This window comes from Streptomyces sindenensis, from assembly GCF_014649035.1.
Taxonomy (GTDB): domain Bacteria; phylum Actinomycetota; class Actinomycetes; order Streptomycetales; family Streptomycetaceae; genus Streptomyces; species Streptomyces sindenensis.
Map to the genome: position 1 here is coordinate 653,282 of NZ_BMSG01000001.1, position 17,080 is coordinate 670,361.

Below are 17,080 nucleotides of genomic sequence, written 5' to 3' on the forward strand. Positions count from 1 at the left end.
GCCGAGGGCGATTCTCGGGAGAAGCCGTCTTCGCCGCTGCAGGGCCAACGATGAGCCCTCCCACTCCTGCGCGGGAGGTATGTGCTCCGACACGTTCGACAACCTTCTGTTGTAGTGGACATGAAACAGAGGCGATCAAAGCAGGGGGGACCGTGGTGCAGAAGTGAAGGTTTCACGAACCCGGACACACGAGATGCCACCGGTGGGAGGCGGGACGCGCCGGCCCGTGGGCCTGTGGCGGGGTGCACCGCAAGGTGCGGGGGTGGCCTTCGGAGCGATGGCCGTCCTGGTGGTCGGGTCCCTCTCGCTGGTCGCCCTGGACGTGGCGTCATCGCCCCTCGGCAGACGAACGGTGGTAGCCGGCCTCACCGTGCTGGTGCTGATGCCCGCGGTCATGCTGGGCCAGTACGCACCGCCGCCCTACCGGCTGCCCTACCGCTGGCGGTGGGGGCTGCTGCTCGTCCAGGCGGTGCTCACCTACCTCCCGCTGCTGCTCTTCCACTACCGGTGGCTGAGCCTGCTGGGCTTTCTGGCCGGGGCGGTCCTGCTGACCCTGCCGCCGAGCACCTCCGTACCCCTCGCCCTGGCGGTCGGGGTCAGTGGGCCGGTGCTGGCCACCGCCGGACTGATCACCACCGACCGCAGCATGCTCAGCGTGCTCCTCGGCACGGCCATCACCGCCAGCACGGTCTTCGCGGTGGCCCACCTCGCGCTGCTCACGGCCCGGCTGAGCGCCCACAGGGAGCACACGACACACCTGGCCGAGCAACGGGAGCTGGCCCGGATGCGGCAGGACCTGCATGATCTGGTCGGCTCGTCGCTGACGGCGATCGCCCTCCAGGGAGAGGCCGCGCTGCGTGACAGCGGCACGTCGGCCGCTTCGGACCGGGAACGCGCCGCACTCACCGAGATCGTCGCACTGGCCCGGCGGCTCCACGACGACGTGCGGACGATCAGCCGACCGGATGGCGGCCTGTCCCTCGCCGAGGAACTGGTCCATGTCCAAAGGGTGCTCACCGCCTCCGGCGTGGAGGTGCGGACCGCGCTGCCGCCGCGCACCGAGCTCGACCCGGCGATCACCGGCTGCCTGCGCTTCGTCCTGCGCGAGGCGGCGGGCAACGTTCTCCAGCACAGCCGGGCCACCCACTGCGAGATCGCCCTGCACACGGACGGCACGGGGGCCCGGCTGACGGTCCGCAACGACGGCGCGGGGGAGGCCGGGCCCGCCGCGCCGGAGGCCGGGCGGCCCGGTACGGGCCTGCTGGGGCTCAGGAGCCGCGTCCTCGCTCTGGACGGGGTGTTCACCGTCGCGGCCGAGGACGGGATCTTCACCCTGACGGCGGCCGTCCCGCGGGCAGAAGCCGCGGCGGCGCGTCCGTAGGGTCCGGCGGACACGGCGAAGGGCCCCGCTCCTCTTGCGAGGTGCGGGGCCCTTCTTGCAGCTCAGCGAGCTACCAGGCCGAAGGCCAAGCAGAAACTACTTGACGATCTTGGTGACCTGGCCGGCGCCGACGGTCCGGCCACCCTCACGGATGGCGAACTTCAGGCCCTCCTCCATGGCGACCGGCTGGATCAGCTGGACGCTCATGACGGTGTTGTCGCCCGGCATGACCATCTCGGTGCCCTCGGGGAGGGTCACAACGCCGGTCACGTCCGTGGTACGGAAGTAGAACTGCGGGCGGTAGTTGTTGAAGAAGGGGGTGTGACGGCCACCCTCGTCCTTCGACAGGATGTAGGACTGCGCCTCGAACTCGGTGTGCGGCGTGACCGAACCCGGCTTGATGATGACCTGGCCGCGCTCGACGTCCTCGCGCTTGATGCCACGGAGGAGCAGACCGACGTTCTCACCGGCCTGGCCCTCGTCGAGCAGCTTGCGGAACATCTCGATGCCGGTGACCGTGGTGGTGGTCTTCTCCTGCTTGATACCGACGATGTCGACGGTCTCGTTGACCTTCAGGATGCCGCGCTCGATACGACCGGTGACGACGGTGCCACGACCGGTGATCGTGAAGACGTCCTCGATCGGCATCAGGAACGGCTTGTCGACGTCACGCTCGGGCTGCGGGATGGCCTCGTCGACGGCCTTCATCAGGTTGAGGACGGACTCGCCCCACTCCTTGTCGCCCTCGAGCGCCTTGAGCGCCGAGACCTTGACGACCGGAACGTCGTCGCCCGGGAACTCGTACTCGGAGAGGAGCTCACGGACCTCGAGCTCGACGAGCTCCAGGATCTCCTCGTCGTCCACCATGTCGGCCTTGTTCAGGGCGACGACGATGTACGGAACGCCGACCTGGCGGGCCAGGAGCACGTGCTCCTTGGTCTGCGGCATCGGGCCGTCGGTGGCGGCGACCACGAGGATGGCGCCGTCCATCTGCGCGGCACCCGTGATCATGTTCTTGATGTAGTCCGCGTGACCCGGGCAGTCGACGTGCGCGTAGTGACGCGACTCCGTCTGGTACTCGACGTGCGCGATGGAGATGGTGATACCGCGCTGGCGCTCTTCGGGAGCCTTGTCGATCTGGTCGAAGGCCGAGGCCTCGTTCAGCTCCGGGTACGCGTCGTGCAGCACCTTGGTAATGGCGGCCGTGAGGGTCGTCTTACCGTGGTCGATGTGACCGATGGTGCCGATGTTGACGTGGGGCTTAGTCCGCTCGAACTTTGCCTTCGCCACTGGGGTCCTCCTGAGTGGTTCTGTACGCCTTGCTTCATCGGCGCCAGGTGATCTTTGCTGGGGTGCCGGCGCCGGGGACATCGGGCACAGTGCTCGCGCGCTGTGCCCGATGCCCACCAGGCTCCGGTGACAAGCCTAAAGCGTGAGCTCGGGAGAGTTACTCGCCCTTGGCCTTCGCGATGATCTCCTCGGCGACGTTCCGCGGAACCTCGGCGTAGGAGTCGAACTGCATCGAGTAGCTTGCGCGACCCGAGGTCTTGCTGCGGAGGTCTCCGACGTAGCCGAACATCTCCGAGAGGGGCACGAGGCCCTTCACGACGCGAGCGCCGCTGCGCTCCTCCATGGCCTGGATCTGGCCACGGCGGGAGTTGAGGTCGCCGATGACATCGCCCATGTAGTCCTCGGGCGTGGTGACCTCGACGGCCATCATCGGCTCGAGGAGCACGGGAGAGGCCTTGCGGGCACCCTCCTTGAACGCCTGCGAACCGGCGATCTTGAAGGCGAGCTCCGAGGAGTCGACCTCGTGGTAACCACCGTCGAGAAGGGTGACGCGGACGCCGACCATCTCGTAACCGGCCAGGATGCCGAACTGCATGGCTTCCTGAGCACCCGCGTCCACCGAGGGAATGTACTCACGGGGGATGCGGCCACCGGTGACCTTGTTGACGAACTCGTACGAGGCGTCGCCGCCCTCGATCGGCTCGATCGCGATCTGCACCTTCGCGAACTGGCCGGTACCACCAGTCTGCTTCTTGTGCGTGAAGTCGATCCGCTCGACGGCCTTGCGGATCGTCTCGCGGTAGGCGACCTGGGGCTTGCCGACGTTCGCCTCGACGCGGAACTCGCGCTTCATGCGGTCGACGAGCACCTCGAGGTGAAGCTCGCCCATACCACCGATGATGGTCTGGCCGGTCTCCTCGTCGGAGTGCACCTGGAAGGAGGGGTCCTCCTCCGAGAGGCGCTGGATGGCGACACCCAGCTTCTCCTGGTCACCCTTGGACTTGGGCTCGATGGCGACCTGAATGACCGGCGCCGGGAAGTCCATGGACTCCAGGATGACCGGGTTCTTGTCGTCACACAGCGTCTCACCGGTGGTGGTCTGCTTCAGGCCCATGACGGCGATGATGTCGCCCGCGCCCACCGACTGGATCTCCTCACGCTTGTTCGCGTGCATACGGTAGATCTTGCCGATGCGCTCCTTCTTGCCCTTGACGGAGTTCAGCACCGCGGTGCCGGCCTCCAGGCGACCGGAGTAGATCCGGACGAAGGTGAGCTTGCCGAGGTGCGGGTCGCTCGCGATCTTGAACGCCAGGCCGGAGAACGGCTCGTCGTCCGAGGGCTTGCGCTTGATGACGGCCTCGGGGTCCTTGACGTCGTGGCCCTCGATGGCCTCGACGTCCAGGGGGGAGGGCAGGTAGCGGACGACCGCGTCGAGCAGGGGCTGGACGCCCTTGTTCTTGAACGCGGTGCCACAGAACACCGGGGTGACGGTGACGGAGTCGGCGCCACCCTTCGACGCCAGGGTGATGCGGCGGATCGCCTCGTGCAGCTGCTCCTGGGTGGGCTCGTTGCCCTCCAGGTACAGCTCCATCATGGCGTCGTCGTTCTCGGCCACGGCCTCCAGGAGCTTGCCGCGCCACTCGGCGGCGGACTCCTTCAGGTTGTCCGGGATGTCGACGATGTTGTACATCTCGCCCTTGGCGGCCTCTTCGGGGTACACGAAGGCCTTCATCGACACGAGGTCGACGACGCCCGTGAAGTCCGCTTCGGCGCCGATGGGGAGCTGCATGACGATCGGGGTCGCGCCGAGGCGGTCCACGATCATCTCGACGCAGCGGAAGAAGTCCGCACCGGTGCGGTCGAGCTTGTTGACGAAGCAGATACGCGGCACGCCGTAGCGGTCCGCCTGACGCCAAACGGTCTCGGACTGCGGCTCGACGCCCGCGACACCGTCGAACACGGTGACGGCGCCGTCGAGGACGCGGAGCGAACGCTCCACCTCGACGGTGAAGTCGACGTGACCCGGGGTGTCGATGATGTTGATGGTGTGGTCAACATTGTTGAGCGGCCAGTGGCAGGTCGTCGCGGCGGACGTGATCGTGATGCCGCGCTCCTGCTCCTGCTCCATCCAGTCCATCGTGGCAGCGCCGTCGTGGACTTCACCGATCTTGTAGCTCACACCGGTGTAGAAGAGGATCCGCTCAGTGGTGGTCGTCTTGCCCGCGTCGATGTGGGCCATGATCCCAATGTTGCGGACCTTGGCCAGGTCAAGCGAAGTGGTGGCCATAAGGCTCAGTCTTCTCTCGGTCTCGATGGGGGTAGCGACTACCAGCGGTAGTGCGCGAAGGCCTTGTTGGACTCGGCCATCTTGTGGGTGTCCTCACGCTTCTTGACCGAAGCGCCGAGGCCGTTGGAGGCGTCGAGCAGTTCGTTCATGAGGCGCTCGGTCATGGTCTTCTCGCGGCGGGCGCGGGAGTAACCGACGAGCCAGCGCAGAGCGAGGGTGGAGGCGCGACCGGGCTTGACCTCGATCGGCACCTGGTAGGTGGCGCCACCGACACGGCGGGACTTGACCTCGAGCGAGGGCTTGACGTTCTCAAGCGCGCGCTTCAGCGTGATGACCGGGTCGTTGCCGGTCTTCTCGCGGAGGCCTTCCATGGCGCCGTACACGATCCGCTCGGCGGTGGAACGCTTGCCGTCGAGAAGGATCTTGTTGATCAGCGAGGTGACAAGAGGAGAGCTGTAGACCGGGTCGATGATGACCGGGCGCTTCGGGGCGGGGCCCTTACGAGGCATTCTTACTTCTCCTTCTTGGCGCCGTAGCGGCTGCGGGCCTGCTTGCGGTTCTTGACACCCTGGGTGTCGAGCGAACCGCGGATGATCTTGTAACGAACACCCGGCAGGTCCTTCACACGGCCACCACGCACGAGCACGATGGAGTGCTCCTGCAGGTTGTGTCCCTCACCCGGGATGTAGGCCGTGACCTCGATGCCGGAGGTCAGACGCACACGCGCGACCTTACGGAGCGCCGAGTTCGGCTTCTTCGGGGTGGTCGTGAACACACGCGTGCAGACACCGCGACGCTGGGGCGAACCCTCGAGCGCGGGCGTCTTGTTCTTCTCGACCTTGTCCTGCCGGCCCTTCCGGACCAGCTGCTGGATCGTAGGCACTACTTCTCCGGTTTCTGTGTGCCGTTCGTGAAACTAACCTGGAACATCGCCGACCCACGCGGTCGGGTGTGTCGAATACTGCGGACTCCCGCCCTGGGGCAGAAGGGGCGCAGATTGCGGTGGCCACTGACGGACTCGCGCTGCGGTTGAGGACACGCACACGAGCCCAGGCACACCCCAGGCACAAGGCTTGAGCGTACCTACCTCACGGAGCTGGGTCAAAACAAATGCTGTCCACGCCCGCGGGGCGGGACCGCCGACCACCGGCGACGGGCCGGAACGCCTGGCCGTCCGGGGTCCGGGCGATTGCCGGATCCCGGCAACCAGGCGCCGCGAAGGCAGCGTCTTTACCGCCTGACCGCCCTGTCCCACCCTGCCGGACAATGCGGTCAGCCGACCAGACCGGCCGGTCCACGCGACCGGCCCGGCCCCAGGAGGTCCCACGTGACAGCCGACCACCGTGACCCCGTAACCCCGGCACCGAGCGCACTCGACACCGACATCAGTCTGGCCGTCATCGAATACGGTGACGCCGCTTCCGCCTACGCCCCGGCCATGAGCACGCCCGGCCTGCCGCAGTCCGTCGTCGACGACTACGCGATCGTCGTGGACGTCCTGGCCCTGGCCCGCCGGGTCCCGCTGCCCGACGTGCCCCCTCTGCTGGCCGTGGGCACCCGCGCCCTGCTCCGGGTCCACCACGCCCTGCTGGGCCGGTAGAGACCGCCCAGGAGCCTGGGGCGGCACAACGCCTGAGGGCGGCCACCCCGGAACCTTCCGGGGTGGCCGCCCTCAGGCGTTCAAGCGACTCGCTTACTGGTTGTACGGACCGTAGTCGTAGTCCTCCAGCGGAACGGCCTGGCCGGAGCCCGTGCCGAACGGCGAGTAGTCGATGTCGTCGTAGCCGACGGCCGAGTACATCGCGGCCTTGGCCTCCTCGGTCGGCTCGACCCGGATGTTGCGGTAGCGGGACAGGCCCGTACCGGCCGGGATGAGCTTACCGATGATGACGTTCTCCTTGAGGCCGATCAGGGAGTCCGACTTGGCGTTGATCGCCGCGTCGGTCAGGACCCTGGTCGTCTCCTGGAAGGACGCCGCCGACAGCCACGACTCGGTGGCGAGCGAGGCCTTGGTGATACCCATCAGCTGCGGACGGCCGGAGGCGGGGTGACCGCCCTCGGTGACCACACGACGGTTCTCGGTCTCGAACTTCGACCGCTCGACCAGCTCGCCCGGCAGCAGCTCCGCGTCGCCGGACTCGATGATCGTCACGCGGCGGAGCATCTGCCGGATGATGATCTCGATGTGCTTGTCGTGGATCGACACGCCCTGCGAGTTGTAGACCTTCTGGACTTCGCCGACCAGGTGGACCTGGACCGCACGCTGGCCGAGGATGCGCAGCACGTCGTGCGGGTTGGTCGCACCGACGGTGAGCTTCTGGCCCACCTCGACCGCGTCGCCCTCGCCGACCAGGAGACGGGCACGCTTCGAGATCGGGAACGCCGTCTCGTCGCTGCCGTCGTCCGGGGTGACGACGAGCTTCTTGGTCTTCTCGGTCTCCTCGATCCGCACGCGGCCCTTGGCCTCGGAGATCGGGGCGACACCCTTCGGCGTACGGGCCTCGAAGAGCTCGACGACACGGGGCAGACCCTGGGTGATGTCGTCACCGGCCACACCACCGGTGTGGAAGGTACGCATCGTCAGCTGGGTACCGGGCTCACCGATGGACTGGGCGGCGATGATGCCGACCGCCTCACCGATGTCGACCAGCTTGCCGGTGGCGAGCGAGCGTCCGTAGCAGAAGGCACAGGTGCCGACCGCGGACTCACAGGTCAGGACCGAGCGGGTCTTGACCTCCTCGACGCCGGCGCCCACCAGGGCGTCGATCAGGACGTCACCGAGGTCGACGTTGGCAGGCGCGATGACCTTGCCGTCCACCACGACGTCCTCGGCGAGCATGCGGGCGTAGACCGAGGTCTCGACGTCGTCCGTCTTGCGGAGCACGCCGTCGGCGCCCTTGACCGCGATCTTCAGCTTCAGGCCGCGGTCGGTGCCGCAGTCCTCCTCGCGGATGATCACGTCCTGCGAGACGTCCACCAGACGACGGGTCAGGTAACCCGAGTCGGCGGTACGCAGGGCGGTGTCCGCCAGACCCTTACGGGCACCGTGCGTGGAGATGAAGTACTCCAGAACGGTGAGGCCCTCGCGGAAGGACGCCTTGATGGGACGGGGAATCGTCTCGTTCTTGGCGTTCGACACCAGACCACGCATACCCGCGATCTGACGCATCTGCATCATGTTTCCTCGGGCACCCGAGTCGACCATCATGAAGATGGGGTTCGTCTTCGGGAAGTTCGCGTTCATCGCCTCGGCGACCTCGTTGGTCGCCTTGGTCCAGATCGCGATGAGCTCCTGCGTGCGCTCGTCCTTGGTGATCAGACCGCGCTCGTACTGCTTCTGGACCTTCTCGTCCTGCTCCTCGTAGCCCTTGACGATGGCCTTCTTGGCCTCGGGCACGACGACGTCGGAGATGGCCACGGTGACGCCCGAACGGGTCGCCCAGTGGAAGCCCGCCGCCTTCAGGTTGTCGAGCGTCGCCGCCACGATGACCTTGGGGTAGCGCTCGGCCAGGTCGTTGACGATCTCGGAGAGCTGCTTCTTGCCCACCGAGTAGTCGACGAAGGGGTAGTCCTCGGGCAGCAGCTCGTTGAAGAGCGCACGGCCCAGGGTGGTCCGCAGCCGGAAGGTGTCACCGGGCTGGTACTCCGGCTCGCCCTCCTCGGCGACCGGCGGCACCCAGCCACGCGGCGGCATGGTGCCGACCGGGAAGCGGATGTCGACCTTCGCCTGGAGCGACAGCTCGCGGGCGTCGAAGGCCATGGTGGCCTCGGCCGTGGAGCCGAACGCGCGGTCCGCGCCCTTGACGTCGCGGCCCTCGTCGTCCGTGGTGAGGAAGAAGAGGCCCAGCACCATGTCCTGGGTCGGCATGGTGACGGGACGGCCGTCGGCCGGCTTCAGGATGTTGTTCGAGGACAGCATCAGGATGCGGGCCTCGGCCTGCGCCTCCGCGGAGAGCGGCAGGTGCACGGCCATCTGGTCACCGTCGAAGTCCGCGTTGAACGCGGTGCAGACGAGCGGGTGGATCTGGATGGCCTTGCCCTCGACCAGCTGCGGCTCGAAGGCCTGGATGCCGAGGCGGTGCAGGGTGGGCGCACGGTTCAGCAGCACCGGGTGCTCGGCGATGACCTCTTCGAGGACGTCGTACACGACGGTGCGGCCGCGCTCGACCATGCGCTTGGCCGACTTGATGTTCTGCGCGTGGTTCAGGTCCACCAGGCGCTTCATCACGAACGGCTTGAAGAGCTCCAGCGCCATCGCCTTCGGCAGACCGCACTGGTGCAGCTTGAGCTGCGGACCGACGACGATCACGGAACGCGCGGAGTAGTCCACACGCTTGCCGAGGAGGTTCTGACGGAAACGACCCTGCTTGCCCTTGAGCATGTCGCTCAGGGACTTCAGCGGGCGGTTGCCGGGACCGGTGACGGGGCGACCGCGGCGGCCGTTGTCGAACAGCGCGTCGACGGCCTCCTGCAGCATCCGCTTCTCGTTGTTCACGATGATCTCGGGGGCGCCGAGGTCAAGGAGACGCTTGAGGCGGTTGTTGCGGTTGATCACACGGCGGTACAGGTCGTTCAGGTCGGAGGTCGCGAAGCGGCCACCGTCCAGCTGCACCATCGGACGCAGGTCCGGTGGGATGACCGGCACGCAGTCGAGCACCATGCCCTTGGGCTTGTTGCTGGTCTGCAGGAACGCGGAGACGACCTTGAGGCGCTTGAGCGCACGGGTCTTCTTCTGGCCCTTGCCGGTACGGATGATCTCGCGGAGGCGCTCGGCCTCCTCGTCGAGGTCGAAGGACTCCAGGCGCTTCTGCAGCGCGGCGGCGCCCATGCAGCCGTCGAAGTACGTGCCGAAGCGGTCACGCAGCTCGCGGTAGAGCAGCTCGTCGCCCTCCAGGTCCTGGACCTTGAGGTTCTTGAAGCGGCTCCACACCTCGTCGAGGCGGTCGATCTCGCGCTGCGCACGGTCGCGCAGCTGCTTCATCTCACGCTCGGCGCCCTCGCGCACCTTGCGGCGCACGTCGGCCTTGGCGCCCTCGGCCTCCAGCTCGGCCAGGTCGGTCTCGAGCTTCTTGGCCCGGGCCTCCAGGTCGGCGTCGCGGCGGTTCTCGGTCTGCTGGCGCTCGACGGAGACGTGGGCCTCCAGGGACGGCAGGTCGCGGGTACGACGCTCCTCGTCCACGAACGTGATCATGTACGCGGCGAAGTAGATGACCTTTTCCAGGTCCTTCGGCGCGAGGTCCAGCAGGTAGCCCAGGCGCGAGGGAACGCCCTTGAAGTACCAGATGTGGGTGACGGGAGCGGCAAGCTCGATGTGGCCCATCCGCTCACGACGCACCTTGGCGCGCGTGACCTCGACGCCGCAGCGCTCACAGATGATGCCCTTGAAGCGGACACGCTTGTACTTGCCGCAGTAGCACTCCCAGTCCCGGGTCGGACCGAAGATCTTCTCGCAGAAGAGTCCGTCCTTTTCGGGCTTGAGCGTGCGGTAGTTGATGGTCTCCGGCTTCTTGACTTCGCCGTGCGACCAGGTCCGGATGTCGTCCGCGGTGGCAAGGCCGATCCGCAGCTCGTCGAAGAAGTTGACGTCGAGCACTTGTCGTCAATCCCTCTTTCGGGGTCTCGTCTCAATCAATGGTCTGAACGGGTCCGGGGAGGGCCGGCCGCCTCGGGGTGAGGCGGCCGGCCGGCCCGTCAGACCTCTTCGACGCTGCTCGGCTCGCGCCGGGACAGGTCGATACCGAGCTCCTCCGCCGCGCGGAAGACGTCCTCGTCCGTGTCGCGCATCTCGATGGACATGCCGTCCGAGGACAGCACCTCCACGTTGAGGCAGAGCGACTGCATTTCCTTGATGAGCACCTTGAAGGACTCGGGAATGCCGGGCTCGGGGATGTTCTCGCCCTTGACGATGGCCTCGTAGACCTTCACGCGGCCGGTCACGTCGTCGGACTTGATCGTCAGGAGCTCCTGGAGGGCGTACGCGGCGCCGTAAGCCTCAAGGGCCCACACCTCCATCTCACCGAAGCGCTGACCACCGAACTGCGCCTTACCACCCAGCGGCTGCTGCGTGATCATGGAGTACGGGCCGGTCGAACGCGCGTGGAGCTTGTCGTCGACCAGGTGGTGCAGCTTGAGGATGTACATGAACCCGACCGAGACCGGGTCCGGGAACGGCTCGCCGGAGCGGCCGTCGAACAGCTGGGCCTTGCCGGAGGGCTGGACCAGGCGGTCGCCGTCGCGGTTGGGGATCGTGGCCTCGAAGAGACCGGAGATCTCGTCCTCGCGCGCACCGTCGAAGACGGGCGTGGCGACGTTGGTGCCGGGGGCGACCTGGTCGGCGCCGATGGCCTGCAGGCGCTTGGCCCACTCGTCACCGAGGCCGGAGACGTCCCAGCCGCGGCTGGCGAGCCAGCCGAGGTGGATCTCCAGGACCTGTCCCGGGTTCATTCGGGACGGGACACCCAGCGGGTTGAGGATGATGTCGACCGGGGTGCCGTCCTCCAGGAACGGCATGTCCTCGATCGGCAGGATCTTGGAGATGACGCCCTTGTTGCCGTGACGGCCGGCGAGCTTGTCACCGTCGGTGATCTTGCGCTTCTGCGCGACGTAGACGCGGACCAGCTGGTTCACGCCCGGCGGCAGCTCGTCGCCCTCTTCGCGGTCGAAGACGCGGACGCCGATGACCTTGCCGATCTCACCGTGCGGCACCTTCAGCGAGGTGTCGCGCACCTCGCGCGCCTTCTCACCGAAGATCGCGCGGAGCAGGCGCTCCTCGGGGGTCAGCTCGGTCTCACCCTTGGGCGTGACCTTGCCGACGAGGATGTCGCCGGCGACGACCTCGGCACCGATGCGGATGATGCCGCGCTCGTCGAGGTCGGCGAGGACCTCCTCGGAGACGTTCGGGATGTCCCGGGTGATCTCCTCGGGGCCGAGCTTGGTGTCACGGGCGTCGACCTCGTGCTCCTCGATGTGGATCGAGGAGAGGACGTCGTCCTGCACGAGGCGCTGCGACAGGATGATCGCGTCCTCGTAGTTGTGACCCTCCCACGGCATGAACGCCACGAGCAGGTTCTTGCCGAGGGCCATCTCACCGTTCTCGGTGGCCGGTCCGTCGGCGAGCACCTGGTCGGCCACGATCCGGTCGCCCTCGGAGACGACGACCTTCTGGTTGACCGAGGTGCCCTGGTTGGAGCGCATGAACTTGGCGATGCGGTACGTGGTGTACGTGCCGTCGTCGTTCGTGACGGTGATGTAGTCCGCGGAGACCTCCTGGACCACACCGTCCTTCTCGGCCTTGAGGACGTCGCCGGCGTCGGTGGCGCAGCGGTACTCCATGCCGGTGCCGACGAGCGGGGCCTCCGACTTAATCAGCGGCACCGCCTGACGCATCATGTTCGCGCCCATGAGGGCACGGTTGGCGTCGTCGTGCTCCAGGAAGGGGATCATCGCGGTGGCGACGGACACCATCTGGCGCGGCGAGACGTCCATGTAGTCGACCTCGGACGCGGGGACGTAGTCGACCTCTCCCCCACGGCGGCGGACCAGGACGCGCGGCTCGGTGAAGCGCAGCTCGTCGTTGAGGGTCGCGTTCGCCTGGGCGATGACGAAGCGGTCCTCCTCGTCGGCGGTGATGTAGTCGACGTCGTCGGTGACCTGGCCGTCGACGACCTTGCGGTACGGCGTCTCGATGAAGCCGAACGCGTTGACGCGGCCGTACGAGGCGAGCGAACCGATCAGACCGATGTTCGGGCCTTCGGGGGTCTCGATCGGGCACATGCGTCCGTAGTGGGACGGGTGCACGTCTCGGACCTCGAAGCCGGCCCGCTCACGGGAGAGACCACCCGGACCAAGAGCCGACAGACGGCGCTTGTGGGTGAGACCCGACAGCGGGTTGTTCTGGTCCATGAACTGCGACAGCTGGCTGGTGCCGAAGAACTCCTTGATGGAGGCGACGACCGGCCGGATGTTGATCAGGGTCTGCGGCGTGATCGCCTCGACGTCCTGGGTCGTCATGCGCTCGCGCACGACGCGCTCCATCCGCGCCAGGCCCGTGCGGACCTGGTTCTGGATGAGCTCGCCGACGTTGCGCAGACGACGGTTGCCGAAGTGGTCGATGTCGTCGGTCTCGACGACGATCTCCCGGCCGGACTCGCCGATCGTCTCGGTCTCACCGGCGTGCAGCTTGACCAGGTACTTGATGGTCGCGATGACGTCGTCGGTGGTGAGCACCCCGGCGTCCAGCGGCTCATCGGCGCCGAGCTTCTTGTTCACCTTGTAGCGGCCGACCTTCGCGAGGTCGTAGCGCTTCGGGTTGAAGTAGAGGTTCTCGAGCAGCGTCTGAGCGGCCTCGCGGGTCGGCGGCTCGCCCGGACGCAGCTTGCGGTAGATGTCGAGCAGTGCGTCGTCCTGGCCCTGGGTGTGGTCCTTCTCCAGGGTGGCGCGCATGGACTCGTACTCGCCGAACTCCTCGAGGATCTGCTCGGTGGTCCAGCCGAGAGCCTTCAGGAGGACGGTGACGGACTGCTTGCGCTTGCGGTCGATGCGGACACCGACCATGTCGCGCTTGTCGATCTCCATCTCCAGCCAGGCACCCCGGGAGGGGATGATCTTGGCGGAGAAGATGTCCTTGTCGGACGTCTTGTCGATGGAGGAGTCGAAGTAGACACCCGGCGAGCGGACCAGCTGCGACACGACGACACGCTCGGTGCCGTTGATGACGAAGGTGCCCTTGTTGGTCATGAGCGGGAAGTCGCCCATGAAGACCGTCTGGGACTTGATCTCGCCGGTCTCGTTGTTGGTGAACTCGGCCGTGACGAAGAGCGGCGCGGCGAACGTGAAGTCGCGCTCCTTGCACTCGTCGATCGAGTTCTTCGGGGGCTCGAAGCGGTGGTCGCGGAACGTAAGCGACATCGACCCGGAGAAGTCCTCGATCGGAGAGATCTCCTCGAAGATCTCCTCGAGGCCGGACTTGGTGGGGACGTCTTGTCCACTGTCCAGAGCAGCCTCGACGCGAGCCTTCCAGGCGGCGTTGCCGAGGAGCCAGTCAAAGCTCTCGGTCTGCAGCGCGAGGAGGTTCGGAACCTCGAGGGGCTCCTTGATCTTTGCAAAAGAGATGCGCAGCGGGGCGGTGCTGGCACCGTTGTTCGTATTCGCGGTCGAGGCGTTGCGCGAGGCGGCCAAGAGGGGGTCCTTCCGAGGGCTCGGACTCACTACGCGCGTACCGGTCCCACTCTGGACACAAAGACAGGCCGTTCCGAATCGGTCGTAAACGACCAGGTCGGAGGGGGTCGGTCATCGGTGCTTCAGCGTGGGCATGCCCCTGGTGACGGGCAGGAGGCAGCTAACAGGCAGCGCAAAGGGTCAGTGTAGCCAAGTGGCACACTGATGTCCAGTCGGGGTTCTCAGAGACCCACGTTGCTCGCAACAGCTGTTCTCAACACCTATGTCTTGCCCTCGCGCGGGGTGCGCGCTTCTTTACTTCCCGCTTCACTCTCGATCCATGCCTCGGATACGGATCGAAGTGATGACGCGTCCTGAGAATTGCGCGCCGCGTCCGGTTCGTCAAGGCCCGCCGGTCCGATCGGACCCGCCAGGAGCCTTCACCGGCCACCCCCGGGAACCCCGCGGGACGCCCTGGAGGGGCCCGCGGGAGGCGCACGGCGAAGATCACCCTACTCGTCACCGGCGGAAGAGCAAGGCACCCGCCCCGGGCACGCCGAAGGGCGACCACCCGGATGGGTGATCGCCCTTGGCGCGGGCACCAGAGGTGCCCAGGGAGTCCCGAGGACTCCCGAGGTGTTACTTGACCTCGACGGAAGCGCCGGCGGCCTTGAGGGACTCGGCAGCCTTGTCGGCGGCCTCCTTGGCGACCTTCTCGAGGACCGGCTTCGGGGTGCCGTCGACGAGGTCCTTGGCCTCCTTCAGACCCAGCGAGGTCAGCTCACGCACGACCTTGATGACCTGGATCTTCTTCTCGCCGGCGCCGGTGAGGATGACGTCGAACTCGTCCTGCTCGACAGCGGCCTCGGCCGGGGCGCCGCCCGTGGCGGGGCCGGCGACGGCGACGGCCGCGGCGGCGGTGACGTCGAACTTCTCCTCGAAGGCCTTCACGAACTCGGAGAGCTCGATGAGGGTCATCTCTTCGAACTGCGCGAGCAGGTCGTCCTGGGACAGCTTCGCCATGACAGGCGTCCTTCCACTATTCGGCAGGTGCCGGATGTATATGTCGGCGGGCGTACGTGGAGCCCGCTGGACCGCTGAGCGTGATTACTCGGCGGCCTCGGCGGGAGCCGGAGTACCGGCACCGCCCTGCTCTTCCTTCTTGGCGCGAAGAGCTTCCGCGGTGCGGACGAACTTGGAGGGCAGGGCCTGGAAGACCTGCGCCGCCTGCGTCTGCTTGCCCTTGAAAGCACCGGCCAGCTTGGAGAGCAGAACCTCGCGGGACTCGAGGTCCGCGAGCTTCTTGATCTCATCGGCGGACAGCGCCTTACCGTCAAGGACACCGCCCTTGATGATGAGGTTGGGGTTGTCCTTGGCGAAGTCACGAAGACCCTTCGCCGACTCCACCGGGTCACCGGTGACGAAGGCAACCGCCGTCGGACCCGTGAACAGGTCGTCCAGCGCGTTGATCCCGGCCTCGTTGGCCGCAATCTTGGTCAGCGTGTTCTTCACCACGGCGTACTGGGCGTTCTCACCGAGCGAACGGCGCAGCTCCTTGAGCTGTGCCACGGTGAGACCCCGGTACTCGGTCAGCACGGCGGCGTTCGAGCTGCGGAACTGGTCCGTCAGCTCGGCTACCGCGGCAGCCTTGTCGGGCCTTGCCATGAGCGTCGGCCTCCTTCCGGGTGATGAGGACCGCTCAGAAGGGGCCGGGAAAGACGAAACGCCCCAGCACAAGTGCCAGGGCGCAGCTCGACCGAACAGAGTCCGGGAGCGTTCCACAGTCACCTGCGCAGGTCGTCCGATCTAGCGGAACCTTCGGTCACCGTCCCTCTGACGAGGCACAGCGACGACCAGCGGTCTTTGGCTTCTTGGTGAGAATACGCGACCGGATGCGGGAGGAGCAAATCCGTCCCTGTTCGTCCCTTGCGGGAGGTGTCAGGAGGCGCCGCCCGGGGCAACGCCCTGCTTCAGCAGCTCCTTGAAGTCCACGGTGTCCGAGGCCTCCGGCCGCTGCGAGGGGACCTCGGTGCCGTAGTCGCTGTAGAAGAGCGTCGAGTTGAACGTGCCGGTCTTCATCTCGCCGCGCTCGGTCTTCTTCACCAGCAGGTCGTTCTCGTCCACCCAGATGTCGACGGTCTGGGTGGTCACCCCGGCGAGCGCCAGCTGCTCCTTGAACGCGGCCAGCTGCTCCGCGTCCAGGTTGCTGTTCTTCGCGGTCAGCTCGGCCACGTCGACCGTGCCGGAGTAGTGCGTGGCCGAGACCCCGCGGACCTCCTCCTGGCCGACCTTCTCCACGTCGCCGGAGGCCAGGAGCGCCTTCACGCCCTCCTCGGGCGTGCTGTTCTGGATCTGGTCCTTCATGACGTCGCCGGAGGCGCCGCCCAGCTCGGCGAGGTCCTTGTAGGCATACCGGATCCAGTTCTTGCCTCCGGTGTTGGCCGCCATGCCGCCGCCCACGTTGGCGTAGTACTCGTCCTTGAAATAGCGCGCCTCGACCGATCCGTCGCCGCCGGCCTTCTTCAGGGCTTCGCCCATGGTGCCGCCGGTGTACGTGACGGTGAGCGCGCCGGAGAGACCGTCGGCCCAGCCGATGACCCCGGACTGCTTCATGGACATCGCGCTGCCCATCTCGGTGGTGCCCTCGACCTTCGCGGACTGGGCGCCGCCGGTCTTCTGCTGCACCTGCTTCAGCGCGGCCACGGGGCTCGCCTTGGCGACGGCGTCCGCCCGGCCCTTCGCGGAGCCGCCGCCGCCGTCGGAGCCACTGCAGGCCGCCATCGACGTCAGTGCCGCCACGGCGGCGAGAGCCGTACCCGTGCGTCGTGCCGTGCTCGTCCTCATGGTGTCGGTCCACCCCTCGTATCGTCCGTCGTCCCCAGCAGCCCACAGTGGCACAGGGCACTGACAGGCGTGGGGCCTTCCGGATACGAGGACGGGCCCCGCACCTCGAAAGGTTGCGGGGC

The 17,080-nt window shown here is 67.0% G+C and carries 11 protein-coding genes; 2 read left to right on the top strand and 9 right to left on the bottom strand.

The features are described 5' to 3' along the window. Nucleotides 1-262: 262 nt before the first annotated feature. Nucleotides 263-1,381: a sensor histidine kinase gene (locus IE145_RS02955; RefSeq protein WP_189518465.1), complete on the top strand. Its 1,119-nt coding sequence runs from the start codon at nt 263-265 to the stop codon at nt 1,379-1,381. Nucleotides 1,382-1,477: 96 nt separating this feature from the next. Here the strand turns inward: IE145_RS02955 and tuf are convergent, their stop codons facing one another. The 4 genes from tuf to rpsL all read right to left on the bottom strand — a co-directional run bounded on the left by tuf (nt 1,478) and on the right by rpsL (nt 5,841). Further along, complete coding sequence (gene tuf / locus IE145_RS02960) at nt 1,478-2,671, bottom strand: elongation factor Tu (protein WP_189518467.1); 1,194 nt, start codon at nt 2,669-2,671, stop codon at nt 1,478-1,480. Nucleotides 2,672-2,828: 157 nt separating this feature from the next. Further along, the gene (gene fusA / locus IE145_RS02965) at nt 2,829-4,958 is read right to left on the bottom strand and encodes an elongation factor G (protein ID WP_069736450.1); all 2,130 of its coding nucleotides are present in this window, start codon (nt 4,956-4,958) and stop codon (nt 2,829-2,831) included. Between the two features lie 38 nt (nt 4,959-4,996). Next, nucleotides 4,997-5,467 carry a 30S ribosomal protein S7 gene (gene rpsG / locus IE145_RS02970; protein ID WP_003966970.1) on the bottom strand — a complete coding sequence of 157 codons (471 nt, stop codon included), beginning with the start codon at nt 5,465-5,467 and terminating at the stop codon, nt 4,997-4,999. 2 nt (nt 5,468-5,469) lie between these two features. Next, nucleotides 5,470-5,841, bottom strand: coding sequence for a 30S ribosomal protein S12 (gene rpsL, locus IE145_RS02975; protein WP_003948652.1), 372 nt, complete (start codon nt 5,839-5,841; stop codon nt 5,470-5,472). A 444-nt stretch (nt 5,842-6,285) separates the two neighbouring features. Here rpsL and IE145_RS02980 point away from each other — a divergent pair, with 444 nt between their 5' ends. Then, on the top strand, nt 6,286-6,558 hold the full coding sequence (locus tag IE145_RS02980; protein ID WP_189518468.1) for a hypothetical protein: 273 nt from the start codon (nt 6,286-6,288) through the stop codon (nt 6,556-6,558). Between the two features lie 93 nt (nt 6,559-6,651). On the opposite strand, the gene IE145_RS02985 is transcribed toward IE145_RS02980, so the two are convergent. The 5 genes from IE145_RS02985 to IE145_RS03005 all read right to left on the bottom strand — a co-directional run bounded on the left by IE145_RS02985 (nt 6,652) and on the right by IE145_RS03005 (nt 16,958). Further along, nucleotides 6,652-10,551, bottom strand: a complete 3,900-nt coding sequence (locus IE145_RS02985; protein ID WP_006126878.1) for a DNA-directed RNA polymerase subunit beta' — start codon at nt 10,549-10,551, stop codon at nt 6,652-6,654. A gap of 98 nt (nt 10,552-10,649) precedes the next feature. Beyond that, nucleotides 10,650-14,135, bottom strand: a complete 3,486-nt coding sequence (gene rpoB / locus IE145_RS02990; RefSeq protein ID WP_065484994.1) for a DNA-directed RNA polymerase subunit beta — start codon at nt 14,133-14,135, stop codon at nt 10,650-10,652. A 618-nt stretch (nt 14,136-14,753) separates the two neighbouring features. Next, nucleotides 14,754-15,137, bottom strand: coding sequence for a 50S ribosomal protein L7/L12 (gene rplL / locus IE145_RS02995; protein ID WP_189518469.1), 384 nt, complete (start codon nt 15,135-15,137; stop codon nt 14,754-14,756). An 84-nt stretch (nt 15,138-15,221) separates the two neighbouring features. After that, on the bottom strand, nt 15,222-15,779 hold the full coding sequence (gene rplJ / locus IE145_RS03000) for a 50S ribosomal protein L10 (protein WP_189518472.1): 558 nt from the start codon (nt 15,777-15,779) through the stop codon (nt 15,222-15,224). A gap of 273 nt (nt 15,780-16,052) precedes the next feature. Continuing rightward, complete coding sequence (locus IE145_RS03005) at nt 16,053-16,958, bottom strand: SCO4651 family lipoprotein (protein ID WP_189518474.1); 906 nt, start codon at nt 16,956-16,958, stop codon at nt 16,053-16,055. Nucleotides 16,959-17,080 lie beyond the last annotated feature (122 nt).